Below are 26,563 nucleotides of genomic sequence, written 5' to 3' on the forward strand. Positions count from 1 at the left end.
TTAGGCCCTGTCTTCGGCTGAGGGGGTTGGCGATGGAAGATGTCCCTTATGGACGTATCCTGCGCGAGGGATGGGTTGTCATCGTCGTACTCGCGGTACTCGGTGCCGGCATGGGGTGGTTCGTCACGAAGCTGTTGCCCGAGACGTACGCGGCCACGTCGACACTGCTGCTCCGCGTCGATTCGACCGAGGCGTCTCTCTTCGAGCGGAATCAGTTCAGCCTCGCCCGCATCAAGTCCTATCCGCCGCTGGTCGACAGCCCCGAGGTGATCGACAAGGTGCGCGCAGAACTCGACCTCGACGAGGACGAGTACACCGACCGTGACATTCGACAGATGCTGTCCGCCGAGAACACGGCCGACACGGTGCTGCTCGTGGTGCGCGCTGATGCTCCCACCGCTGAGCTCGCCACCGACATCGCCAACTCGGCCGCGACGCATCTCTCGGAGCTGATCGGCGAGACCGAGAACGACGAGGACGACGCACGGTACACCGTGGCACTCGATCAGGTGCTTCCGGCCGTCGCTCCCCTTGCGCCGATCTCGCCTCAGGTGACCGCGATCACCGGACTCGGCGGCATCGCGGGCCTCGCGATCGGCGCCATCATCGCGGTCTATCGCACGACGACGAACCGTCGGCTTCGGACCATCTCCGACGTGCGGCGCTCCTCGGGTCTCCCGGTCATCGGGCAGATCCCGCGGCGCAGTCGACTCCGTCCCGATGACGGCTCCGGCGCGATCGTCGCATACGAGGAGGCGGCCGGGAACCTCGTGGCGCTCGCCGGAGGGCGCATGCGAACGCATGTGCTCGTCCCCGCCTCGGACGGAGCGATCGACGACGATGCGGTCACCGGGATGCTCGAAGCGCAGCGTCTGATCGGCGCGACCGCCTGTGTCATCGATACCCGCGAGGCCCACGTTGCCGGTCATGGGCACACCCTGAACGAGGTGCTCGACGGGGCGACGATCTCGGACGATGAGGACAAGAGAGCGGTCTTCGTCGCCGCGGAGCCCATCACGCTCGAGAGGCTCGTCTCCGAGCTCCCCGAGCTGGTCAGCTCCATGCACGACAGCTTCGACGTGGTGATCGTCGTGTGCGAACCCGGCGCATCCGCGCTCATCGAACAGCTCATGGGCCCGGGCGCCGGTCTCATCCTCACGGTGAGGCACAACTCGACGTCGGCGACCGACCTCGTCGCCGTGGCGACACGGTTGCGGGTCATGGGCGTCCGCCCTCTGGGCGTCGTCATGCTGCACACGGGGTCTCGGTCGCTGGGCTCGATCGCCGAGTCGTGGCGAGTCTCCGATCGCGACACCGTCGCCGCGGGCGCCGGAGGCTCGCATGCTCGCTCCGACTGATCTTCAGCGCCCGCCTCGGCAGCAGTCCGCGCACCATCCCAGCGCGGCGAGAGTGGCGGTGGTGGGGGCTCTCTATGTGCTGATCATCGTGAGCGTGATCCCCTGGCGCAGCGCGACGATCTACTCCGGCGGCGCGGATGGGGTGGTTGTCGCCAAGGCGTTCATCGCGCTTCTCGCGCTCGCCGCGACGGTCGCGCTGGCGGCGAGGACGCGCGAGCGGGTCGCCGTCGGTATCGCACCCGCGGGAGTGATCGCCGTCGCGCTGCTCGTCAGTGTTCTCGGGTCGATTCTCGCGGGCAACGACTCTGCGACGATCGTCCTCGTCGGCAGGATGTTCCTAGTGATGGCGACGATCCTCTTCCTCCTCACGACGGTGCCGTGGGTGACGAGCATCGTGTGCCTGCTCGCGGCGATGGCCTCAGTGGCCGTCGTCGCGGCGGTGACCGGACTGCCGAGCCTGGCGGCGAGCGGTCGTCTCGGTGGGGGTATCCCCGAGATCCACCCGAACGAACTCGCCGGCCTTGTGGCGGCGCCGATCGTCGGTCTCGTCATCCTCATGCTGCGCAACGGCGTGCGGGTCTGGCGGCTGCTCGCCGCCGTCCTCCTGGTCGGCATCGCCGTGGCGAGCGGATCACGCACCGGCCTGCTCGCGATCGTGGTCGGAATCGGCGTCGCAGTGGTGGTCAACGGCATCCGGGACCGCAGCGTCGTCTACCTTCTTCTCGGCGCTCTTCCACTCGGCTACGCGATCGGGTCGTTCACCGACGTCTTCGGCAGCCTCGCCACCCGAGCAGGGTCGAACGACACCTCCACCGCTCTCGACTCGCGTTTCGACGTGTGGAGGGTCGTGATCGGATGGGACTGGAGCGAATGGCAGAAGTGGATCGGCATCGGCCTCTCCGCCAAGAAGATCCCGGTCGACATCAAATGGCGTGACGAGCAGGTGCTCGACAGCAGTTGGGCCTCGCTGCTCGCCCAGACGGGGCTCATCGGCACCGCGCTGATCGGAGCGCTGATCGTGTGGTGCGTGGCGAGCGCGCTGATCTCATCTCGGCGCCGATGGCTCATCACGCCTTTGCTGACGCTGGTCATCATCCGCTCCGTCACGGAGAGCGGTCTCATCGACAGTGCGACTGCCTTCATCCTGTTCTTCGTCGTGGCCTCATTGCTCACCCATCGTTCCAGGCACGCCGATGACCCTGTCGGACCCGAATACGATCGGGTGGACGGGCGCCGGTCGCGACAGGCGAGTCTCACCTAGAATGTCGGAATATCCGTGTCGTCGACGCGGAGACCCGGCGCGGAGGAGAGACCAGTGACTGAGTCGGTCGGAGGTCCGCAGCGGCGGATGGGGTGGCGTGGATGGACGATCGTCGGCGTGGTCGCCGTGCTCCTCATCGGCGGGATCGTGTGGGGCGTGATCGCGAACAGCAACTCAGGTCAGGGGGAGCCCGGCGCGTCGACCACACCGGGGGTCACCACCACACCGGGACCGACGCCGACACCACAGCCCACCGAATTCGAGACTCCGACGCCCGGTGCCACCGACGACGTCGCGAAGCCCGGCAACGGTGAAGAGGTGCCTCTCGACGAACCCGCCCCCGCGGTCGACGGCGTGGTCGCCGAAGTCACGACGATCGAGTCGATCACCGCAGGCAACGACATCCCGGGCGAGCCCAGCGGGCCGGCGATCCAGGTGACTGTCCGCCTCACGAACGATTCGGATGCGCCCGTCGACACGGCGGGGGCGAACGTCACGCTGACCTATGGCGGGGACGACCGGCTTCCCGCGGCGGGCTTGACCGGCGAGGGCACCACAGTGTGGCCGGATTCCATCCCGGCAGGCACCAGCGCGGATGCGATATACCAGTTTGCAGTTCCCTCTTCTCCTGACGGGGACGTGCGTGTTACTGTCGATATATTGGCCGCTGCGCCAAACGTCGTCTTCGTCGGTCCTCGACCTTAGGTCGTCACCGTCGGACGACGGATTACTGGGGAATCATCGTTCGGTGCCAATGTAGGGGTTGAGCGCGAACGGTCCATCATCTGGGGAGATGAACGATGGGCACTACAGCTCTGTCTTGGGGACGCCGCGCACGGGGAGCATCGATCGCGATCGCGATGACGCTCGCCATAGCCTTCGGATCGCTGGTGGCGATCTCGCCGGCTCAGGCGGACGTCAGTCCACCCGAGGGGGAAGCGCCGACGGTGACCGCCGACTCGCTTCCGACGGTTCAGATCAACGGCATCGTCTGGGATCAGGCAGTCGTGGGCAACGTCGTCTACGCGGCCGGAAAGTTCACCAGCGCACGCCCGGCGGGCGCGGCCGCGGGGACGAACGAGACGCCCCGATCGAACCTGCTGGCCTACGACATCCGCACGGGCGCGCTGATCACGTCGTTCGCCCCCTCGATCAACGGCCAGGTGCGCCAGGTCGAGGCCTCGCCCGACGGAACGCGGCTCTACATCGTCGGCGACTTCACCACGGTGAACACCCAGACGCGCAACCGCGTCGCCGCGTTCGATCTGCCCAGCGGCAACCTGGCCGCGTTCAACCCGAACTCCAACGGCGTCACCTCCGGCGTGGCCGCGACCAACGACACCGTGTACATCACCGGCACGTTCGGCCGAGTCTCGGGCAACGACCGCTCCGGCGCCGCAGCCTTCACCCGCAGCGGCACTCTGCTCCCCTGGGCGCCCGTGCTCGAGTCACGTCAGGGCCGCGTCGTCACCGTCTCTCCCGCGGGTGACAAGGTCGTGCTCGGCGGAAACTTCCTGACCCTCAACGGCAGCTCCAATCCCGGTTACGGACTGGCCATGGTGTCGGCATCCGACGCCTCGCTGCTGCCCTTCTCCGCGAACAACGTGATCCGCAACGCCGGTCTCGACGCGGCGATTCTCTCGCTCAAGTCCGACGGCGACGACATCTACGGCACCGGCTACGTCTTCGGCAACGGCGGCAACCTCGAGGGCTCGTTCCGTGCGTCGTGGTCGAGTGGCAACCTGGTCTGGGTCAACGACTGCCACGGCGACCAGTACGACGTCGAGCCCATGGGCGACAGCGTGTACGCGGCTGGCCACTCGCACTACTGCGGCAGCCTCGTCGACGGATTCCCGCAGAGCGACCCCTGGTCGTTCTACCGCGGCCTGGCCGTCACAAAGGACGTCGAGCGCACCACGCCCTATGGCCTGAACCTCGGCTACTACGACTTCGGCGGAAACCCCGCACCCAAGCTGCAGCACTGGTTCCCCGCCTTCAACGCGGGCAACGTCAGTGGCGCATCGCAGGGTCCGTGGTCGGTCTCCTCCAACAGCGAGTACCTCGTGTACGGCGGCGAGTTCACCCGGGTGAACAACACCGGGCAGCAGGGCCTCGCCCGCTTCGCCGTGACCAGCAAGGCTCCGAACGCACAGGGCCCTATCCTCTGGAACACCGCGTGGCCGGCATCCTCGATCGCGCTCACCGGCGGATCGATCCGCGTGAGCTGGCCACTCAACTACGACCGTGACAGCGAGTTCCTGAAGTACGAGGTCCTGCGCGACAACGTGGTCGTCAAGACCTACGAGAAGATCCGGTCGAAGTCCGCCGACTGGGGCCTGCCCCCGATGGCGTTCGTCGACACCACCGTCACGAACGGCACGAGCTACACATACCGGGTGCGCGCCACGGACAACGAAGGTCATTCGATCCTCGGCGGGACGACGACCGTGACGGCGTCCGGCTCGGCGGCTCCGAGTGCGTACCGTACCGCGGTGCTCGAGGACGCGCCCCTGAGCTACTGGCCGCTCGACGACTCGTCCGCGACCCTCTCGTACGACTGGGCCGGTGCATCGGACCTCGCGGTACGCAGCGGCGTCACCCGCGGAACCTCGGGCGCCATGCTCTCGGATTCCCGTGACGCCTCCGACTTCGACGGCTCGGCCAACGGCTTCGCGTCGACCACCTCGGCCATCGCCGGCCCTGACACCTTCGGTGTCGAGGCCTGGTTCAAGACGACCTCCACCGACGGCGGCAAGATCGTCGGCTTCGGCAGCAGCTCGACCGGCACATCCGGCAGCTATGACCGCCACGTCTACATGGAGGCCAGCGGACGCGTCACCTTCGGCGTCTACCCCGGCTCATCTCAGACGATCAGTTCGTCGTCTGCATTCAACGACGGTCAGTGGCACTACATGTCCGCCGGTCTCAGCGACGGCGGCATGGTGCTCTACATCGACGGCGTCCGGGTCGCCCAGCGCACCGATGTCACCTCTGCCCAGCCGTACAACGGGTACTGGCGTGTCGGTGGAGACACCTCCTGGTCTGGAGCCGCGTTCTTCGACGGTCAGATCGACGAGGTCGCCATCTACGGGGCTCCGCTGACGCGCGAGCAGGCAGCCGCCCATTACACCGCATCCGGACGCGAGCTCGAGGGCTCGACCGCACCGAGCGACGCATACGGCGCAGCCGTCTACGCCGCCGACCCCGCGCTGTACTGGCGTCTCGGCGAGTCGACCGGCAGTGTCGCGGCAGACGCCTCCGGTTACAACCAGAAGGGCAACTACTTCGGCGCTGTCACCAAGGGCGCGAACGGAGCTCTCGAGGGAGTCAGCAACTCGGCGGCCACGTTCGAGGGCGGCCAGGTCATCAGCCAGAACGCCTTCACGAACCCGCGGTCGTACTCGCTCGAGGCGTGGTTCAAGACGGACACCACGACCGGTGGCAAGATCATCGGATTCGGAAACAGCGCTGACGGCAACTCCTCCGGGTACGACCGACACGTCTACATGACACCCGACGGCAAGCTGATCTACGGCGTGTGGGTCGGTTTCGCCGAGACGCTGCAGACCAGCGCGTCGTACAACGACGGTCAGTGGCATCAGGTGGTCGCGACGCAGGGCGCGACCGGCATGCGTCTCTACGTCGACGGCGTGCTGCAGGGGTCGAACGGCCAGACGAACGCGCAGGACTACACCGGATACTGGCACGTGGGTGGCGACGTCACCTGGGGCCCCGGAGACTGGGAGTTCGACGGAGCCATCGACGAGGTAGCGGTCTATCTGACGCCCATCTCCGAGACCGCCGTCTCTCAGCACTACGCGCTGGGAACGACCGGCGCGCCGGCGAACATCGCGCCGAGCGCCAGCTTCACCACCGCGGTCACGAAGCTCGGCCTCGCGGTCGACGCCTCGGCCTCGACTGACGCCGACGGCACGATCCAGGCCTACAGCTGGAACTGGGGCGACGGATCGCCCGCGGGCTCCGGTGCTACGGCGACGCACACCTACGCCGTCGCCGGGTCCTACACGGTGACCCTCACGGTCACCGACGACAAGGGCGCGACCGACACCGAGACGGCGATCGTCGAGGCGGTGGCCAACCAGGCGCCCGTATCGTCGTTCACCTCGGCGGCGGCCGACCTCAAGGTCGACGTCGACGCGAGCGCTTCTCAGGACACCGACGGCACGATCGCCGGATACTCCTGGAACTGGGGTGATTCGACGGCAGCGGGCTCGGGGGCCACGGCGACGCACACATACGCTGCAGCCGGCACTTACACGATCACCCTGACCGTCACCGACGACGAGGGTGCCACCTCGCAGAAGACCGCCTCGATCACCGTGTCGGCGCCGGTCGGTGCAGTGACATACGCCTCGGATTCGTTCAACCGCACGGCCGCCAGCGGCCTCGGGACCGCAAACACGGGTGGGGCCTGGACGCTGTCGAACACGGCATCCAACTACCTGGTCAGCGGTGCGTACGCGGCGTTCCAGCAGCCCGCCGGAGGAGCGCAGCGGTACGCCTACCTCACCGGCGTCTCCTCGACAGACACCGCGGTGGACGTCGATGTGGTCCTGCCGCAGCTTCCGACCGGAGGCAGCGCGTACTACACAGTGGCGGCACGCCGCGTCGGCACCGAGGACTACAGGTCCCGTGTGATCGTGTCTCCGACCGGCGGGGTGCAGCTGCAGCTGCAGCAGACCACCACCGTGCTGACCACGGTTCCGACCGGGCTGACCGTCGCCGCGGGCGAGGCGCTGCATGTGCGCACCGAGGCGACCGGCACGTCTCCGACCACGGTCCGGGCGAAGGTCTGGAAGGTCGGAACGACGGAGCCGACCGCGTGGACGTCGACCACGACGAGCTCCACGGCGGGACTGCAGTCGGCCGGCCACGTCGGACTCGGCGTGTACCTCGGCGGATCCGTCACCAACGTGCCCTTCCAGACACGGTTCGACAACTTCTGGGCAGGCTCGACCACGGGCGGTCCCACTCCTCCCGCCAACCAGGCGCCCACGGCCGCGTTCACCAGCTCGGTGAGCGGCCTCGCAGCGACGGTCGACGGGTCGACCTCGGCGGACGCCGACGGAACCATCGCGTCGTACGCATGGGAGTTCGGAGACGGGTCCACGGGTTCGGGAGCGACGCCGACGGCGCACACGTACGCCGCGGCGGGCACGTATCAGGTGAAGCTGACTGTGACGGACGACAAGGGTGCGACGGGCACGGTGACCAAGCCGGTGACCGTGACGGCTCCGGCCCCGGGGAACCAGAACCCGGTCGCTTCGTTCACGGCCACACCGACGGATCTCACCGTCGCAGTGGATGCCTCGGCATCGACGGACCCTGACGGCTCGATCGCCTCGTATGCGTGGAACTTCGGTGACAGCACCACCGGCACGGGCGCGACGACTTCGCACCCGTATGCCGCAGCGGGCACATACACGGTGACGCTCACGGTGACCGACAACGCCGGCGCCGTGAACACCGTCACCCAGTCGGTGACCGTGGTCGCTCCCGCGGGCGCTGCCTTCGCCGCCGACGACTTCGGTCGGGCGAACGGTGCTCTGGGAACGGCGCAGACCGGCGGCGTCTGGTCGCAGACCAGCGGAGCGGCGAACGTGTCGATCGACAACGGCGCCGCGAAGTTCACGACGCAGGCGGCGGGGCAGACCCGCACCGCATCGCTGAACGCGGCGACCTCGACCAGCACGGACCTGACCTTCACGGTCACGGCCCCCGCACTGCCGACGGGCGCGCGGGTCTACGTCGCGGCTCTCGCCCGGGTCGTCGGTGCGGACGACTACCGTGCACGCTGGCTGATCGGGGCCGACGGCTCGGTGACGGCGCAGCTCGCTCGCGGCGGCACGGCGCTCGTCTCGCAGAACCTCACCGGGTTCACATTCGCAGCGGGAACGATATATAACGTGCGAGTGCAGGCATTCGGCACAGGTACGACGACGCTGCGGAGTAAGCTCTGGGCGGCGGGAACGACAGAACCGGCTGCCTGGCAGCTGTCCACGACCGATTCCACCGCAGCCCTGCAGACCGCCGGCTACATCGGGATCTCGACATACGCGGGGTCCGGATTCAGCAGCGTTCCGTACACCGTGGCATTCGATGACTTCCGAGCACGAGGAGTGACCCCCTGAGTTTCGCAGACGCCTACCGGAGCCTTTCAGCAGCGCAGAAGGGGAGGGCCCGCGGGGCCCCCGCCTACTCGGTGTTCGTCAATCGTCCGGTGGGTCGAGTGATCGCGGCGGGCGCATACACCGCCGGCCTCACGCCCAACAAGGTCTCGCTCATCAGCGCCGCGTTCACCTTCACGGGGATCGTCCTGCTGGCGACAGTGCCCCCGTCCATCGTTCTCGGCATCGTCGTCTGGCTGCTTCTCGCGATCGGCTATGCGTGGGACAGCGCCGACGGCCAGGTGGCGCGACTGCGTGGGGGCGGATCGCTCGCCGGAGAATGGCTCGATCACGTTCTCGATTCGACCAAGCTCGTCTCCCTCCCGCTCGCCGTCGTGATCGGGTGGTACCGCTTCTTCCCGCTGCCCTCCGATCTCTGGCTTCTGGTTCCGCTCGGGTTCGCCGTGATCTCGACGGTCACCTTCTTCGGGATGATCCTGAACGACCTCCTGCGCGGCAAGCGCGGGGTGCCGCAGGCGGCGCAGGCCGGGGGATTCTCGCTCGTCCGTTCTCTGATGGGTCTACCCACCGACTACGGCGTGCTGTGCTTCGCGTTCGTGCTCTGGGGTTGGGCGCCCGCGTTCATGCTGGTATACAGCCTGCTGGGACTCGCCGCGCTGCTGTACCTGGCCGCGGCCTTGGCCATATGGTTCCGAAAGATGTCGGCGCTCGGCTGAGTCGAAAGGATCTCCGATCGCTGTCGTTTACTCAATCGATATCAGCGAACCCAGCGTGACTACCCAGGGAATTCAGGCTATGGTCTAGGATAATCCGCCACCCGAAGGCGGATGTCGTAGCTGCCACCCCGACCCTGCAGTGACGAGAAGCACATCGGAGCCTCCCCCTCATGCGCAAAAAAACCCTCCCCCTCATCGCATCCCTATCCGCACTTCTACTCCCCTTGGTCGTCGTCTCACCCGCTGCGGCGGCGACGACAGACGTGGTCGTGGTTCAGGACTCCATGACCCGTACCGTCACCAAGGGCCTCGGCACATCGGCCCAGGGCACGACCTACGACGCGGCACCCGTGACCTCAGCCTCGGTCGCCAACGGCGCGGCCAAGCTGACCGCCGCGGCCCCGGGCGCCACGGTCACCGCTCGGCCTGTCGGCCTGTCGGTCAGAGACTCGACCCAGTCCACGGTCTTCACCCTTCCGAAGCTTCCGACTGCAGGCTCCGGCGTGTACCTGAGCCTGCAGTCGCGCCTCACCGCCGACGGCTTCTATCAGACCCAGGTGCGCGTCGACCCGAAGGGCGTGATCCTTCTCGAGACGCTCCGAGTCAACGCGGGCGTGCAGACCTCGCTCGGCCACACCTCGGTTCCGGACCTGCGGGTCAAGGCCGGAGTCCCCTTCGTGCTCGAGACCCGTCTCGCGGGGACGGTCGCCGTCACCATCGACGCGCGTGTGCACGCCGTGGGCGTGAAGCCGTCCACCTGGAAGCTCAGCGTCACCGACCGTGCGACGAAGCGACTCACGGTCGCCGGCCGCACCGGAGTGCGACTCTATGTCTCGCGGAGCACTCCCGCACTCGCGGTCCTGTTCGACGATCTTCGGGTGACGACGAAGCAGGAGGTGAAGCCGACAACGCCCCCGGCGACGCCGACCGCTCCGACGGCCCCGACGACGCCGACCACTCCGACGACGCCGACCGCTCCGGCGGCCCCCGCAGGTGGAGCCCCGGTCTGGAACGTGGCCGGCACTCGCACCGCGGCCGGTTCTGCGGTGGTGGGGTCGACGAACTACGCCGTTCCATCGGGTGCGCTCTTCGTGAGTCCCAGCGGCACGGCCGCCGGAACAGGGTCGTCCGCAGCGCCTTTCGCCACCGTGCAGACGGCGGTCGACCGTGCAGCATCCGGGGCCACTCTCGTGCTTCGGGCAGGCACGTATCACGAGTCGGTCGTGATCCCCGCGGGCAAGAAGCTCACGGTGCAGTCTTACCCCGGCGAGGCCGTCTGGTTCGACGGGGCGTCGACGCTGAAGAACTGGCAGGGCTCGAGTGGACGCTGGTTCAGCGCCGACTGGAAGTACGACTTCGACTCCACCCCATCGTTCACGAAGGGTGAGGCCGACGGCACCGAGGCCGGGTGGAGATGGCTGAACGACGCGCATCCCATGGCCGCGCATCCCGAGCAGGTCTGGATCGATGGCGTCGCACAGGCGGAGGTCGCCTCGCTCGCGAATCTCAAGGCGGGCACATTCTTCACGGACGTCGCGAACGACCGCCTCTACCTCGGCACCGATCCGACCGGACGCAACGTCAAGACCTCGACGCTGACGAAGGCGCTATCGCTCCGAGGCGAGGGAGCCGTGGTGCGGGGGATCGGCATCCGCAACTATGCGACGTCCGTGTGGATGATGGGCGCCGTCACGGTCGAGGCGCCGCGGGCGACTCTCGAGAACGTCGTGATCTACGACAACGCCTCGACAGGACTCTTCGTCGGGTCGTCGAACGCCACGGTCCGCGATGTCACGCTCGCACGCAACGGCCTCATGGGCCTCGGCGCGAATTACGCCGATGCGCTCGTCATCGATGATCTGCTCGCTATCGAGAACAACGCCGAGCATTTCAACACATCGCCGGTGTCCGGCGGAGTGAAGATCGCGAAGTCGCGCGGCGTGACGGTGACCGATTCCGCGTTGCTGCGCAACGACGGGCCGGGTGTCTGGCTCGACCAGTCCGTGTACGACGTCCGCATCGCCGGATCCGACATCATCGAGAACAAGGGAGCCGGGGCATTCCTCGAGCTCTCGCAGAAGATCGATTTCGTCAACAACCTCGTGCTGCGAAACGTCGGCAACGGGGTCAAGATCAACAACACCGGTGGTGTGAACCTCTGGAACAACACGATCATCGGCGGCGACCGCGCCGTCAACGTCGTGCAGGACAGCAGAAGCGCCACTGACGCGTCGGTGCCGGGACACAACGCTCGGCGCCCGTTCCCGGACCCGACGATGCCGTGGCTCATCCGCGACATCTCGATGGGCAACAACGTCATCGGTGAGAGCGCGGGCAACTGCACGGTGTGCGTCGAGGACTACACCCACCGGTACACACCCGCGCAGCTGAACATCCGCTCGGACGGCAATGTGGTCCAGCGCAACGGTGCCGCCGCACCCACCTGGTTCGTCGTCTGGTCGCGCGGCGCGGAGAACGTGAACCCCTACGTCTTCTCGACGTGGGCGACGTACCGCGGCACGACCGGGCAGGACGCGAACTCGACCGCGATCGAAGGTCGTGCGGCCACCGATCGCTCCGGAAGGCTGCTGGCCGGGGTGACCGCGTCGGCCCGGACGATCCCAGCAGTGGTGGCGACGATCCTCGGTTCTGCGACGCCGACCATCGGGGCCCGCTTCCCCTGATCGCGGAACACATGCAAGAGGCCGGGGTGCGTGAGCACCCCGGCCTCTTTGCTTCCCCTACTGAGCCGGGCCGGACCAGAAGTCGTCGTAGGTGTACACGACCGGCACTGCCGTCGCGCTCCCCGACAGGTAGCTGTTCACTCCGACGTAGCCGGCGGTCTGCAGGGACGCCGTCGCATCCGTGGCAGCGAGTGCCCACGCGGTGGGCTCGGTGGCCGACGTGCGCCACACCTTCGCCTTCAACGTGGTCGGGTTCGTCCCGGTGACCTGCAGTCTGACGCTCAGCTGATCTGCGGCGGTGACCGAGAGACCGGGGATCGTCGTAGACGACAGGACCGTCTCGACCCCGCCGATCGTCTTCGTCAGCCACAGCGACACGACGCCCGTGGAGGCTACACGGAACTTCGCGCGGTAGTCGTTGCCACTGTCGATCTGACGACCGAGAGCCGAGAAGTAGAAGCCGCCGCCGGTCGACGGCTGGTTGAATGCCACGGTGAACCGCTCCTCGGTGTTCGTCGACGGCGTGGAGCCGGCGAGCGATGCCGAGTAGTTGTTGCCGGCGGACAGCGTGACCGTGCCGCCGGTGCCGTTGACGGCGAACTTGCTGAGGGCCGTCGCGCTGTTCGGGAACATCGTCCATGGGCCGCCCGTCGTCGTCGCGGTGCCCCAGCCGTTGGTCGCCGTGCGCGTGAAGGCGTCCTGCGCCCATACCTGCGGAGCCGCCACCGTGACCGCGTTCGTCGTGGTGGCAGTGGCGCCTCGATCATCCGTCACCGTCAATGTCACGGTGTACGTGCCCCCGACAGCGTAGGCGTGCGTGGCTGTCGAACCCGAGCCCGAGGTGCCGTCTCCGAAGTCCCAGGCGTAGGAGGCGACGGTACCGTCGGCATCCGCCGAGCCGGAAGCGTTCACGGAGGCGGTGAGGTTCGCGACCGACGTGGTGAAGGCTGCGGTCGGTGCCTGGTTCTGCGCGACGGTGACGTCGTGCGTGACCGTCGAGGTGCCCCCTCTGTTGTCGGTCGTCGTGAGCGTCACCGTGTAGGTGCCGGCGTTCGCGTAGGTGTGCTCCGCGGCGGCTCCGGTCGCGGTCGCACCGTCTCCGAACTGCCAGGCGTACGACTCGATGGTGCCGTCCGGGTCCGCCGACGTGGACGCGTCGGTCGAGACCCGGAGCATGTCGGTCGCCGTCGTGAAGGCGGCGGTCGGATCCTGGTTCGGCGCCAGCGTCGTCGTCACCGTGCGAGTCGCGGTCGCCGTGGCGCCGCTGTCGTCGGTGACGGTGAGCGTTGCGGTGAAGGTGCCCGCCGTCGTGTAGCTGTGCGACGCGGTCGCCCCGGTGCCTGTCCCGCCGTCACCGAAGTCCCAGGCGTACGAGGCGATCGTGCCATCAGGATCCGTCGATGCCGACCCGTCGAAGGCGACGTCGAGGTGATCCGCGTTCGTGGTGACGACTGCCGTCGGGACCTGGTTCGGAGCGACCGTCACGGCGCGCGTGAGGGTGTTGACCAACGATGTGCTGTCCGTCACCTTGAGCGTGATCGTGTACGTTCCGCCAGCGGCGTAGGTGTGCGACGCCGTCGGCCCGTCCGCCAGGGTGCCGTCACCGAAGTTCCAGGCGTAGACGAGCGGGCCCCCGTCAGCGTCGGTGGAGGTGCTGGCATCGACCGCGATGTTCAGCTTGTTCGCCACAGATGTGAACGCTGCCACCGGGGCACGTCCTGGCACTGTCCGGCCGCTTGCGGCGAAGTGATCGCGCACCCGCTGCTCAGAGAGAGCGGTGGGGTACACGGCGACCTCGTCGAGTGTGCCGGCGATGTAGTTGCTGAGTGTGCTGCCCCAGGTGCGGTCCGCGCCGATGCGCCAGTAGCCGCGGTAGTTCTCAGCCCCTGCCATCGAGTTGCTGCCCACCAGCTGCGTGTCCAACCACAGTTTCATGCCGCCGGTGCCCTGAGTGGCCACCACATGGTGCCACTGCCCGTCGTTGTAGGCCGTGGGGGTCACGAGCGTCGTCTGCGGCTGCCCGCTTCCGAACTGGATCTTGCCGTCACTCTGCATCACCACGTGACGGTCGTACGACGAGCTCAGTCCGCTGGTCGTGTTCCCGAACCCGATCAGGGTCCCACCCCTGGTCGACGTCGTCTTGAACCACAGCTCGGCGCTGTAGGTGCTCGGCGCCGTCCAAGCCTCCTGAGCGACGACGAGCGCGCTCGTCCCGTTGAACGTGGTCGCCGTGCCGGCCCCGATCGCGGATGCCTGCCCCCGGGTCACGGTGCCGGAGAGGTTTCCGGTCGTGCCGCCGGTCGCCGAATCGACGATGCTTCCCGCAACGGTCTCGTTGAGACGCCAGAACAGGTCAGGCTTGTCCGTGGATACGGCGGCGCCGTAGACATCCGTCGGAGTCGAGGTCCAGGCTGCGGAACGCCCGCTCGCGAGGTAGTGCGACTGGATGTCCGACGGGCTCAGGGCCGCCGGATACACGGCGACGTCGTCGATCGTTCCCGCGAGTCCCGCGTTGGTGGGCTTGTTGGTGAAGCCGTTGGTCTGGTCGGCGCCGATGCGCCAATACCCGTCGTAGATCCTCGGCGAGGTTCTGGCCTGGTCGCGGTCGACGCGCTTGCCGTCGACGAAGAGCTGCATCCCCTCACTGCCGACGGTACCCACGATGTGGTGCCAGTTGCCGTCGTTCACGGCGGTCCGGCTGTAGATCGTGCGGTAGGAGCCGTCGTTGATCGCGAAGTTCGCTCGCCCCGAGGTGTCGAGGTAGAGCACGCGATCGGTGGTGCCCGAGGTCGAGGTGCCGGTGGCCGAGTCGCCGAAGCCGACGATTCGTCCGCCCCTGGTGTTCGTGGTCTTCACCCAGGCTTCGACGGTGACTGCGGCGGGCGCGGCGTTGAGGTCCTGCGTCGTCATCTTCGGTGAGCTGCCGCCCGCGGAGGTGATGGCCGCGTTCGTGTCGTTCGTCATCGCGCCGCTCGAGCCGAGCGTGAGGCCTGTCGCAGTGCCCGCTGCGTTTCCGATGTCGTCCTTGAGGCGGGTTCCCGTGGTCTCATCGAGGCGCCAGTAATGCTCGGCTCCGCTCGCTCGCACTGCCGCGCGGTATGCAGCGGTCGGCGTGCTCGACACGGTGACGTAGGGCGACCACGCGCTCCACTGGACGTTGCCGTCTGCGTCCTTGGCCCTGACCTGGTAGCGCACCTGCGCTCCGGGCGCCTGCCCGGTGTCGGTGATGCTGAGGTCCGGGAGGTTCCAGAAGCGGCCGTCGCTGCGCGTGAAGGTCGCGATCTTCACCGACGGGCTGCGGAAGACGTCGTACGTGATCGTGGCGTTGTCACGATCCCAGACACTGGTGAACGGCACGCGCACGACGCCGGACTCGTTCGAGTACGGAGCCGGTGTGAGGCCCGCGTTGTACACCGGGCCGACCGCGTGCGGCGAGACGCTCGTCTTGCCGAAGCGGACGAGCCCCTGCTGAGCGACGTTGTTCACCTTCGGGAACTCGCCGCCGAGCACCACGTAGTTCGCGTTGCCGGTCACTGACCAGGCCGCCTGGCGAGAGCTGGTGTAGGTGCCGAACTCGAGGTCGGGGTACCAGTTCAGCTGCTCGGTGTACGGGAGTCCGGTGAAGTCCCAGCCGTAGGCGTCCTTCTTGGTGATGACGCCCGTCGGTGTCGTGCTCTCGGCGATGGCCTTGGTCCAGCGTGAACGCGGGTTCGTGTCGCCGAACGCTCCGACCACACTGCAGTCGTGTTTGTGCGAGACGGAGTACAGCACCCCGTCCCTGGGGAACGAGCCGTAGGTGTCGCCGAGGCAGTCGTTGACCCAGTTGATCGAGCCCGTGTACGGGTCCGCAGCGAATGTTCCCTCGAACGACGCTCCAGCGCCGAAGGCATAGCCCGTCCCGTAGACCTGGGTGCCGTCAGTGCTGAGGCTCGAGATCGCGCCATTGAGGCCGGCCGTCTTGATCTTGTCGGTGGCGGCCCACGGAAGGGCGGCGCCCGACGCGGCGTCGATCGATGCCATGCCGTAGGCGGACGCGCCGTTGAGCGTCGTGAAGGAGCCTCCGATGATGACGCGGGACGCGTCGGGACTCATCAGCATGTCCCAGACGAATCCGTCGCCGGCGGCAGACGGAGCCCACGGGAGGATCGCCTTGGTCGTGCTGCTCCAGGCGGCCAGCTCGCTGCGCGGTTGCCCCCCGCTGGAGCGGAAGTTGCCGCCGACGTAGACCGTGTCACCGGCGAACGCGAAACCGCGTACCTGTCCGTCAGCGCGCGGTGCCCAATCGAGCATCGCACCCGTTGCGACGTCGAACGAGGCCACATGCGCGCGAGCCTGTCCGTCGACAGCGGTGAAGTCGCCGCCGAAGTAGACCGTCTTGCCGTCGGGGGTGACCCGCACGACGAGGCCCTGGCCGTCGAAGGCATGGTTGAAGTTGGGCACCGGGTTGCCGGTGGTGATGTCGAAGGCGAACACGTTGTTCGCGTCGATCTCGCCGGGGCCGCCGACGGCGACCCCCGGCGGACGCGCCTTGGTGAAGCTGCCCGTGACGTACACGGTGTTCCCGGCGACCGCCTGGCTCCATACGACGCCGTTGATCTGCCACGTCGGCAGGACGTCGGCGGTGACGGTGTCGGGCTGGCCGGGGGTCTCAGCGGATGCCGACTCGGTCGGCAGCGCGATGAAAGCGATCATGGCGAGCGCCGTGGCCGCGGTGGCGATCGCGGCGATCACGCGACGGAGACGATCTGCTCCGCGGGCGGTGCGTGTCATGGAAGTTCCTCGTTCTGAGATGCGGTCGAGTCGAGTGGTGGCGCGCGGGCTCAGTGATGACATGTCAGTCGAGCCCTCCGCGGAAGATTGCGGATGTATGGTCGCCGTCGAAGTCGACGACCAGCGTGACCTCGTCGCGCGCATCGGCGGGAACGGCGAAGGCGTACGCGGCGGTGGCGCTCTCTCCGGCTGCCAGGACACCGGCGAGGTCGACGGTCTCAGCCTCTGCGGCGTATACGCGCACGGCGGTCGCGCCGTTAGCGTCGAGCAATGTCAGCACGGAGGTGCCGAGGTCGATCGCCTGCGAGGAGCCGTTGTCGATCGTGATCGTCAGGCGGGCGTACTCGCGGTCCGGGAAGCTCCCGGGGCCCTGCGCCGTCTCTGCTGCGAACGTGACATCGTCGATCGCGACGCTCACGCCGTCGTCATAGGACACCGCATCCGAGGTGCGGGCGGGATCCGCCTTCACGCTCGGTTCGCCCGACTGGCCCGCCCTCTCGATCTTCGCGACCGGTTCGTCCGGAGACGGCCCGTCGGACTCGCTCGGTGCTACGGCACCCGCGGTCGGATCCGAAGTGGACGTCGCCGACGGATTCGCCGACGGCCCCCCGCCGCTCGGTGCCTCGCTGCTGCCGGTGCAAGCGACCAGGCTCACGCAGAGCGCGAGGGTCGCGATGGACATGCTTATACGCGCAATCATCATGATTGTCGATCCCCAGATTCCCCAATCAGGGTTGCCGACATCGATCCGTTCAGAACGGATCGGTCAGCTTGTGTCATCCCCAAATGACACTATCCCCAGTGGCGAGATCATATCATGTCCACCGGATGGGGGACAAGAGACCTGTGGATAGAGTTCGCTAGACCTTCAGGGCAAGCGCGGCCAGGATGCCGTCCGAATAGCGCGCAGTCGAGAACGCCTCAGCGACGGCGACGGAATCCGCCAGTGCGAGCCGAGCCTGCGCGGGCCAGTCGTCGATCTTCGCGGCGATGGTCGCAGCCAGTTCGGCGGCGTCGCCGGGGGTGACGAGCGTGGCGCTCTGCGAGGCGCTGACAGCCTCGGGCAGACCCCCGACCCTGCTCACGACTGCGGGGCGCGCGGACAGCGCGGCCTCGACAGCGGTGTTCCCGAACGTCTCGTCGACCAAAGAGGTGACGAGCGAGAGATCTGTGCGGGCCAGGTCGTCCCACACGGAGGCCTTGAAGCCGAGGAAGGATACGCGCTCGCCGAGTCCGCGCTGCTCGATGCGAGCGTGCAGCTCCTCGAGGTAGGACTCGTTGCCCGGGAAGACGGCTCCGACGATGTCGAGGCGGGCGTCCCGGCGACCGCGGACGAGGATGTCGAGCGCATCGACCGCGACATGCACACCCTTGCGGTGAGAGAGACGACCGACGTACAGAAGGCGGGTCGGCGCGACGAGGGACGAACGCGGTGGCACGACCTCTGGCGGCCCCGGAACGGCATTGTGCACCACCACAGTGCGCGAGCGCACCCGAGGCGCGGCCTCGGCGAGGACACGCCTTGTGAAATCGCTGTTCGCGATCACCCGATGGCTGAACACGAGTGGAAGATAGAGCGCGCGTCGCAGGATGCCCGACACGGAGCCTTCACCCTCATGGACATGGCACACGGTCAGCCGGCGGCTCCACCGGGCCAGGGCGATCCACAGCGGGGGAGTGATCGTGTTCACGATCACGGCGCCGGGGTCGACGCGCCGGATCAGTCGGAGGCCCGGTCCGATCGACCTCAGAGCGGTGACGAACAGGCTGATCAGCCCGCGCGGACTCAACAGGCCCTTGCGCACGATGGGAGTCGAGCATTCGACCACCTCGGCACCCGCCTGCGTGAGCAGCGGCACGAGAGGTCCCGAAGCCGGCACGGTGACGACGACTCGTCGCCCCGCATCTACGAGAGCCCGCACGGTCTCGAGCACCATCCGATCGGAGCCGTAGAGGTCGGCACCGGGGTTCGCGATCAGGACGACGTTGGGATCACCGGTGGGCATGTCAGCGCTGCGGCCAGTATTCGTCGACCAGACTCACTGTCGACGCGATGTTCGCCCTGCTCGATGCGCCGAAGACGATCGACTCGAGATTCGGTAGCGAGGTCACCCATTCGATGGCCTCCCGCGGCGGGATGGCACCGCTGGCATACACCGACATCGCGACCGCGCGGAACGGGCGCTTGTCCATCGCCTCGCGGTACGCGTCGACGCCCCCGGACATACGGAAGCCGAGCTTGTTGATGTTCGAGCACACGATCGGGTTCTCGACGCCGGCCTTGTCGAGGTCGTCGAGCAGGCGAGGCAGGTTCATCGTGATGAACCCGGGTTCCGCGTTGTAGCGCTTGCGCACGTGATCGGCGAAGATGCGGAACGCGTCGGTGAAGCCCAGTCCCGAGAGCAGATCGACGACCACGTTCTGAAGCCAGATGACGGGGGTATCGAGGCCCTCGAACATCTTCATCTCGGCGTCGATGAGCAGCGTCGTCACGCCCTCGATGTCTTTGCGGGCGAGCGAGGAGGTGCCGCGAGCGATGCTGTCGAGGAGTCCCTCCTCCGGGAGGAACTTGCGGATTGCGCCGAGGAAGCCGTCTTCCGTCACCGCATTGGCGTACTTGTGCGCATACGGCATACACGGGAAGAAGGTCATGTCCGAGTAACGATCGGGGTGCGCGCGGACGTGGTCCGTCACCTCGGCGATCCGGTCGTGAGTGGTGCACATGAAGGTGTGGACACCCTCGTCGTACGCGGCGTCGAGGACGCTCATGATGGCGTCTGTGTCCTGGAAGCGCATCTGCTGCGCCCGTGCCTTCTCTTCTGACATGTGATTGACGCCGAAGAACTGGTTGTCACCGAACAGCAGCCGGTCCATCGTTCGAGTGGTTGTCGTCATGGTCATTTCCCTCCGCGCAGCGCGGTCAATGCCGCCGCGATGCGCCCCTTCGGTGCGGTGTTCACTGCGAGATCGGATGCTGCGTCAGAGGTGAGGCGCGAGTCCTCGCGCACCGCGTCCTCGCTGATCATGGAGATCACCCTGTCGGTGACCGCGGCCGACGCGAAGTCGTTCGTGCCGGCGGACGCACCGGCCTGCGCACGCTGCACGAACGAGTCGAGCTGGGCGCTGTATTCCTCGCCGCGCAGATAGAACCACGGTGCCTCGGTGAGCTCGGTGGTGTATCGGACGTTCCAACCGACACGGTATCCCTCGGGGATCGTCGCCGTGTCTCGCAGGTAGACGTGGATCTCCTGGCGGTCTGCGTAGATGCGACCGTTGGTGCCCCACAGCGTGATCTTGGTGGTCATCTTGCGCTGCGACTCGTCAGACCAGTTGGAGATGATCTGCGCCGTGCCGTCGGGGTAGTGCAGAGTGCTCGCGACAGCGTCGTCGATCTGGGCGGAGAAGATGCTCGTCAGCTGACTGCCGCTCACCGACTCCGGTGTGCCCAGGTACCAGGTGAGGAGGTTGAGCGGATGCGCCGCGTAGTCGTAGAGGCACCCTCCACCGGTCGCTCGCTCGCTTCGCCAGGTGCGCCCGGCGGGCTTGAGCACGACGGGGCCGTACGCCTCGGCGAGCGCGGTGTTCACGGTGCCGATCGCGTCGAGGTCGAGGAGTCGCTTGACTTCGCGGAAGGCGCCGACGAACCGATTGTGGTAACCGACCTGTGTGACCAGACCCTTCTGCTCGGCGAGTGCGGTGAGCTCGATGCTGTCAGCGGGGTCGATGACGAGAGGCTTCTCGCAGAACACGTGGATGCCGCGTTCGAGCGCCCGCCGGATCATGCCGGCGTGCAGGTGCGTCGGCGTCGCGATGATGATTGCCTGCGGACGAGCCTCGTCGAGCATCTTGTCGAGGTCCTTGTATGTCGTGACCCCCGTGTACTTCGCGAGGATGTCGAGAAGGTACCCCGTCGCATCGCACACTCCGACGAGATTCACGTCTGGGTGGGCCTTGATCATCGACAGGTGGGACAGTCCCATCTTCCCCAGTCCGACTACCGCGACATCGATCATGCGTTTACCCCTGTCTGCTGATGCGTGTGGCCTCGTCGCGCGAGTGCCGTCTGTAGCGCCTTCTCGTACTCGGCGCCGATCTTGGTCCAGGTGAATTCCGCGTGGAACCTGTCGCGGCTGGCGGCGCCCATGCGCTGCCGTCTGCTGTCATCGGAGAGCACGTCGTCGAGCAGGCCGGCGAGATCGTCGGCTCCGGTGAAGTAGGCGTTGTCGGGTCCTGCGACCCAGGTGTTGTAAGAGTTGTCGTGAGCGATCACGGGGTTGCCTGCGGCCATGGCCTCGACGAGCGAGGGGTTGGTCCCACCGACAGTGTGACCGTGCAGATAGAGAGCGGAGTGGAACCGGAGCGACCGCATCCGCTCCGGCTCGAAGATGGCACCGGGGAAGAGCACCTCATCGGATGCCGCCGCCCGCACAGCCACGTGGTAAGGGTCGTCCTCGCCGTAGGGGCCGACGACCACCAACGGCATTCCCCGTGAGGTGGCCGACCACGCCTGCACGATCTCGAGAACGGAGTTCTCGGGGATCGGTCGGCAGACGACGGTCGCATACCTGCCGGGCACGAGGCCGAGTTCCTCGACGGGTGCGGTCGGAGCATCGACGACCTCGTGGGCGCCATAGGTGATGGTCTGAACGCGCCGCGTGCCGAAGTGGCGCCGCAGATACGTCGCGATCACGGGGTGGTCGGCGATCAGCACATCGCCGACCCAGCCGGCGAGACGCTCGTTCGCCAGCAGGATTCCCTGCTTGACGATGCCCCAGCGCTTGCGTGTCCACTCCATGCCGTCCATGTTGATGACGTTGGGGATCCGCCGAAGCCGCGGGAAGACGTCGAAGACACCGGTGTTGTAGCCGAAGGTCAGCCAGACGTCGCCGTCGATGTGCTCGCGCATCGCGTGACGGATCGTGGTCAGGTCGAATGCCGACGTGCCCTTCCAGCCTTCACGTGGCTCGTGCACGAGCACGCGCTGGAGACCGTTCCAGTCGTCGACCGTGGTCGGACCCTCGCCCGGGAGCTGGCAGTAGACGATGACGTTCCACCCCTGATCGCGAAGATACAGACCGACGTTCTCGGCCGCCGTCTCGAAGCCGCCATAGGCGGCAGGAACGCCGTGGGTGCCAAGTATCCGAACGGTTGATGGCACGGTGATTTCCCCCTCATGTCGGGTGCTCCCGCACCCATTTCACTGCATCACGGCCCTGCATCCGCCTCCCCGGCAGACCGAACCACAGTGTTCTGTACCTAGTATGCCCCGCTGGGCTGGACCATGACCTTGGCGGTGCGCCACATGATCTGCAGGTCGTTCATGACCGACCAGTTCTCGACGTAGCGCAGGTCGAGGCGAACGCTCTCGTCCCACGAGAGATCGCTGCGCCCGGAGACCTGCCACAGGCCCGTGATGCCCGGCTTGATGTAGAGCCGACGGAACACGGTGCCGTCGTAGGCGGTGACCTCGGTGGGCAGCGGCGGGCGCGGACCCACGACGCTCATGTCGCCGATGAGGACGTTCCAGAACTGCGGCAGCTCGTCGAGAGACAGCTTGCGCAGGATCCTGCCCACCCGCGTGACGCGGGGGTCGTCCTTCATCTTGAACAGCAGGCCCGCTCCCTGGTTCTGCTCCTTGAGCGTCGCGAGCTGCTGCTCGGCGTCGGTCTTCATCGAGCGGAACTTCATGATCTTGAAGGTGCGACCGTCGCGACCGACGCGCTCCTGCGAGAAGAACAGCGGTCCGGGCGAGTCCAGCTTGACGAGGAGCGCGAGGATCGGCGTGATGAGTGCGATCGGGATGAGAGCAACGGACGCGACGGCGATGTCGAGTGCGCGCTTCAGCACGTGCTGACCGCCCTCGTACGAGGGGATCTGCACCTGGATCAGCGGAAGACCTTCGACAGGAGCGAAGGAGATGCGCGGGCCGGCGACATCCGTGAGGCGGCTCGAGAGCACGAGCTCTGCGGCGGTGCCCTCGAGCTGCCAGCTGAGGTGCTTCACGAAGTCGGGCTCGCCGTCTGGGCGGCTTGCGACGATGATCGTGTCGGCGCCCAGTTCGGCAGCCACGGTGGAGACGGAGTTGACGTTGCCGAGCACCGGGAACTGCTCGCCGCGTGCTTCGACATCTCGCGCGTTGCCGTCGAGCAGCGTCGCGCCCACCACCTGGTACCCGGAGGCGCCGATCGGGTGCAGGGTGCGGATGACGTACTCGACGTCGTCGCGGTTGCCGACGACGAGCGTGCGCGAGGCGAAACGACCTCGCGCACGCTGCGCCGTCAGCCAGTGCCGCCACGCCCAGCGCGTGACGAGCAGTGTGAGGACACCGAGCGGCAGGCCGACGAGCAGCACGAGCTGCATCGTCTGCCAGCCGAGCACGACGCTGAGCATGGCGATGATCCCGAACGCCAATCCACTCGCGTGTGCCACACCGCGGTACTCGGTGGCGCTGGCGCGGAACAGCGCTGCGTCACGGGTGTGCAGCGCGCCGAGCATCAGATACCAGAGCGTGGCCAGCAGAATGCCGTTGCGCAGGGCCTCTTCCCCCGCGACACCGGTCATCATCTGGACCGCTGCTGTGATTCCGACCGCGAACAGGATGACCCCAGCATCCGTGATCCGCAGTCGCATCCGATAACGCCGCTCCCACTGGCGACGTCGCTCCAGCGTTGCGGACACGCGCGGTGTGACCACCGTGCGGGTGACCGACTTCGCGGCTCGCGGAGCAGAGACCGGCGTGAAGACCGAACCCGCGCGAGTGATGCTCAGAGCATCCTCGACGGAAGTCATGCCGAGGCCCCTTGAGCCTTGAATGTACGCAGAATTCCCCAGTGCGCCATAGTTATCCCCAGATATTCCCCAGACCACGGACCCCACGTCCATGGCATCGTCTGCGTTCCCGACCCCTCGGGTCCTGCTGCATCCGTGATCCCACATCACGGGTTGCGGTCACCGTCCCACACGGTGGTGCTGGCAGCAGGCACTGCAGACTTCGTTCACTCTAGCGGAACCAAACGTTCAGGGGAAGATAATTCACGGGAGTGGATCAACCTGTATTCCGGTACATCTGCTTAGTCGGAGAATGGCCCCCGATATTCTGACCGCGTGACCACCACTTCAGCGCCTCGATTCCATCTCAGCCGCATGCTGCCGAGGGATCCGGCTCAGCCTCATCGCACGGCCAGCACGCTCGAGCTGTTCTTCGATCTCGTCTTCGTCGTCGCGGTGAGCATCGCCTCAGCCCAACTGCACCACGCGCTGAGCCACGGCGACTTCGTGCACGGAATCACCTCCTACGCGATGGTGTTCTTCGCGGTGTGGTGGGCGTGGATGAACTTCACCTGGTTCGCCACCTCCTTCGACACAGACGACTGGTTGTATCGCGTCACCACCATCATCCAGATGGGCGGAGTGCTCGTGCTCGCTGCCGGCATCCCTGCGGCGTTCGAGGAGGGGGACTTCACCGTCCCGGTGATCGGCTACATCGTCATGCGCGTGGCCATGATCGCGCAGTGGCTCCGGGCGTCCCGCGGTGCGGGAGATCTCAAGGCCGCCGCGCGTCGGTACGCCATCGGGATCGCCGGTGTGCAGGTGCTCTGGGTGCTGTTCCTGCTCATCCCGTCGGGCCCCCTCCAGCTCGTGGCCTTCGTGGTCTTCGCTCTCGTCGAGGTCAGCGTGCCCGTGTTCGCCGAGCGCCGCAGACAGACGCCCTGGCATCCGCATCACATCACCGAGCGCTACGGGCTGTTCACCCTGATCGTGCTCGGCGAGAGCCTCCTCGCCTCCGCCAATGCGATCATCGACGCGAAGAACGAACTCGACTCCTTCGTCCCTCTCATCTCGATCTCCGTGCTGACCCTGGTCGTGACCGCATCTCTCTGGTGGATCTACTTCTGGGCGCCGCACCACAGGGCGATCACGACGTTCGGCCGCTCGCTCCGCTACGGGTACACGCACTATCTCGTCTTCGCCGCGGCCGCCGCCTTCTCGGCGGGCATCGAGGTCGAACTCGACGTCCTGATAGGGGAGAGCCATCTCTCCACCATCCAGGCGTCGTTCACCGTGACCATCCCGATCGCGATCTTCCTGCTCGGCGTCTGGTGGATCGCGATCCGCGAGAACGCCGACAGGGTGGTGAACACCGTCGTGCCGGTCGGTGCGGCTGTCGTCCTCCTCGACGCCGTGCTGCCCATCCCTGTCGCGGTCAGCGCCCTCGTTCTCGTGGTGATCGTGGTCGTCCTCGTCCTCCATCCGCCGGTGCGTCGAGAGCCATAGATTCTGCATAGGCGCGGCATAGCTCGCTGATCGCCTCCTCCGTGACCATGGGTACATCGACACCCATCCACATCGAGAGGAGCACGATCATGAGCCGCATCCCCGAACCCGTACAGACCCCTGAGGGCCCGACCTACGAGGGGCGGCTGCTCGACCGTACCGATGAGGAGGTCGTGGATCAGGGCGCCGCCTTCGACATCCGCACCCTGGTGACGCGCCGCGGCATTCTCGGACTCGCCGGACTCGGGGTGGGCGCGATGGTGCTCGCCGCGTGCGCCCCGTCGGGCAGCGGCAGCACGAGCGAGTCGACATCGACGAGCGATACGGGGACGACGTCCGGATCGTCGACCACGACAGCGGCCGGCGAGATACCCGACGAGACCGCAGGTCCCTACCCCGGAGACGGATCGAACGGACCGGACGTCCTCGAGGATTCGGGCATCGTGCGACAGGACATCACGACGTCGATCGACGGGTCGGCGACAGCCGACGGCATCCCGCTGACCTTCGAGTTCCAGGTGGTCGACCTCGCGAACGGCAGCGTCCCCTTCGAGGGCGTCGCGGTGTACGCATGGCACTGCACGGCTGAGGGGGAGTACTCGATGTACTCGTCGGGGCTCGAGGATGTCACCTACCTCCGTGGAGTGCAGGTGGCGGATGCCGAGGGGAAGGTCTCGTTCACGTCGATCTTCCCCGGCTGCTACTCGGGCCGCTGGCCGCACATCCACTTCGAGGTCTACCCCGACCTCGCCTCGATCACCGACTCGGCCAACGCCATCGCCACGTCCCAGCTGGCACTGCCCGAAGATGTCTGCGCCACCGTCTACGCCGATTCCCGCTACCCGGGCTCGACGCAGAACCTGTCGCAGACGAGCCTCTCCGGCGACAACGTCTTCGGCGACGACTCCGGGGCCCTTCAGCTGGCCACTGTCACCGGCGGCGGCAGCGGATACACCGCGACGCTCGTGGTCGGCGTCGACACGGCCACGACGCCCAGCGCAGGCTCCGCGCCGTCGGGCGGCGCGGGCGGCCCCGGTGGTGGCGGCGAGCCGCCGTCCGACTGAACCCGAACCCCGACAACCCCTCCACGCGAAAGAACAGAGACCATGCTCCAGAACCTCACAGGGTGGCACGCCCTGATCATCCTCGCGATCGTCGTCCTCGTCTTCGGCGCCGCGAAGCTCCCCGCCCTCGCCAAGAGCGTCGGCCAGTCGATGCGCATCCTCAGATCGGAGGTGGCCGAGCCTTCGAACGAGGCACGGGTCGAGCCGATGCCGAGGGGCCGGGACCGTGTCGACGCTCGGGAGTCCGCAGACCTCCCGCAGCCCGTCCTGCGGCCCGCGGAGTAAAC

16 protein-coding genes are annotated in these 26,563 nt (G+C 67.1%); 9 read left to right on the forward strand and 7 right to left on the reverse strand.

Annotated features, from left to right (window positions below):
* Positions 1 to 32 precede the first annotated feature (32 nt).
* The 6 genes from AKG07_RS15400 (at position 33) to AKG07_RS15425 (ending at position 12,168) form a co-directional block, all read left to right on the forward strand.
* Complete coding sequence (locus tag AKG07_RS15400; RefSeq protein ID WP_053098692.1) at positions 33 to 1,358, forward strand: hypothetical protein; 1,326 nt, start codon at positions 33 to 35, stop codon at positions 1,356 to 1,358.
* A gap of 61 nt (positions 1,359 to 1,419) precedes the next feature.
* The gene (locus tag AKG07_RS15405) at positions 1,420 to 2,619 is read left to right on the forward strand and encodes an O-antigen ligase family protein (protein ID WP_150115149.1); all 1,200 of its coding nucleotides are present in this window, start codon (positions 1,420 to 1,422) and stop codon (positions 2,617 to 2,619) included.
* A 54-nt stretch (positions 2,620 to 2,673) separates the two neighbouring features.
* Positions 2,674 to 3,324: a hypothetical protein gene (locus tag AKG07_RS15410; protein WP_053098694.1), complete on the forward strand. Its 651-nt coding sequence runs from the start codon at positions 2,674 to 2,676 to the stop codon at positions 3,322 to 3,324.
* Between the two features lie 95 nt (positions 3,325 to 3,419).
* On the forward strand, positions 3,420 to 8,771 hold the full coding sequence (locus AKG07_RS15415) for a PKD domain-containing protein (RefSeq protein ID WP_082297976.1): 5,352 nt from the start codon (positions 3,420 to 3,422) through the stop codon (positions 8,769 to 8,771).
* 89 nt (positions 8,772 to 8,860) lie between these two features.
* Entirely contained in the window at positions 8,861 to 9,484 is a 624-nt protein-coding gene (locus AKG07_RS15420; protein ID WP_082298073.1) for a CDP-alcohol phosphatidyltransferase family protein, read from the forward strand.
* Positions 9,485 to 9,768: 284 nt separating this feature from the next.
* Positions 9,769 to 12,168 (forward strand): right-handed parallel beta-helix repeat-containing protein, encoded by a 2,400-nt coding sequence (locus AKG07_RS15425; RefSeq protein WP_171821980.1) that lies wholly within the window; start codon positions 9,769 to 9,771, stop codon positions 12,166 to 12,168.
* 57 nt (positions 12,169 to 12,225) lie between these two features.
* On the opposite strand, the gene AKG07_RS15430 is transcribed toward AKG07_RS15425, so the two are convergent.
* From AKG07_RS15430 to AKG07_RS15460, 7 genes are all read right to left on the reverse strand, one after another.
* Entirely contained in the window at positions 12,226 to 16,938 is a 4,713-nt protein-coding gene (locus AKG07_RS15430) for a PKD domain-containing protein (RefSeq protein WP_053098698.1), read from the reverse strand.
* A gap of 64 nt (positions 16,939 to 17,002) precedes the next feature.
* Positions 17,003 to 17,620 carry a DUF4352 domain-containing protein gene (locus AKG07_RS15435; RefSeq protein ID WP_053098699.1) on the reverse strand — a complete coding sequence of 206 codons (618 nt, stop codon included), beginning with the start codon at positions 17,618 to 17,620 and terminating at the stop codon, positions 17,003 to 17,005.
* A gap of 178 nt (positions 17,621 to 17,798) precedes the next feature.
* On the reverse strand, positions 17,799 to 18,944 hold the full coding sequence (locus AKG07_RS15440; protein ID WP_053098700.1) for a glycosyltransferase family 4 protein: 1,146 nt from the start codon (positions 18,942 to 18,944) through the stop codon (positions 17,799 to 17,801).
* 1 nt (position 18,945) lies between these two features.
* Entirely contained in the window at positions 18,946 to 19,833 is an 888-nt protein-coding gene (locus AKG07_RS15445; protein WP_200955152.1) for a hypothetical protein, read from the reverse strand.
* Positions 19,834 to 19,835: 2 nt separating this feature from the next.
* Entirely contained in the window at positions 19,836 to 20,951 is a 1,116-nt protein-coding gene (locus AKG07_RS15450) for a Gfo/Idh/MocA family protein (protein ID WP_053098702.1), read from the reverse strand.
* Positions 20,948 to 22,096: a DUF1972 domain-containing protein gene (locus tag AKG07_RS15455; protein ID WP_053098703.1), complete on the reverse strand. Its 1,149-nt coding sequence runs from the start codon at positions 22,094 to 22,096 to the stop codon at positions 20,948 to 20,950. Before AKG07_RS15455 ends, AKG07_RS15450 begins: the two co-directional genes overlap by 4 nt.
* Before the next feature lie 98 nt (positions 22,097 to 22,194).
* A complete protein-coding gene (locus AKG07_RS15460) occupies positions 22,195 to 23,727 on the reverse strand; it encodes a sugar transferase (RefSeq protein WP_053098704.1) in 1,533 nt (510 codons plus the stop codon).
* A 354-nt stretch (positions 23,728 to 24,081) separates the two neighbouring features.
* Here AKG07_RS15460 and AKG07_RS15465 point away from each other — a divergent pair, with 354 nt between their 5' ends.
* From AKG07_RS15465 to AKG07_RS15475, 3 genes are all read left to right on the forward strand, one after another.
* On the forward strand, positions 24,082 to 25,212 hold the full coding sequence (locus tag AKG07_RS15465) for a low temperature requirement protein A (RefSeq protein ID WP_053098705.1): 1,131 nt from the start codon (positions 24,082 to 24,084) through the stop codon (positions 25,210 to 25,212).
* 89 nt (positions 25,213 to 25,301) lie between these two features.
* Positions 25,302 to 26,276: an intradiol ring-cleavage dioxygenase gene (locus AKG07_RS15470; protein WP_053098706.1), complete on the forward strand. Its 975-nt coding sequence runs from the start codon at positions 25,302 to 25,304 to the stop codon at positions 26,274 to 26,276.
* A 42-nt stretch (positions 26,277 to 26,318) separates the two neighbouring features.
* Positions 26,319 to 26,561, forward strand: a complete 243-nt coding sequence (locus tag AKG07_RS15475) for a twin-arginine translocase TatA/TatE family subunit (protein ID WP_053098707.1) — start codon at positions 26,319 to 26,321, stop codon at positions 26,559 to 26,561.
* The last annotated feature ends 2 nt before the right edge of the window (positions 26,562 to 26,563 follow it).

This window comes from Microbacterium sp. CGR1 (assembly GCF_001266755.1).
In the GTDB taxonomy this organism is placed as follows: domain Bacteria; phylum Actinomycetota; class Actinomycetes; order Actinomycetales; family Microbacteriaceae; genus Microbacterium.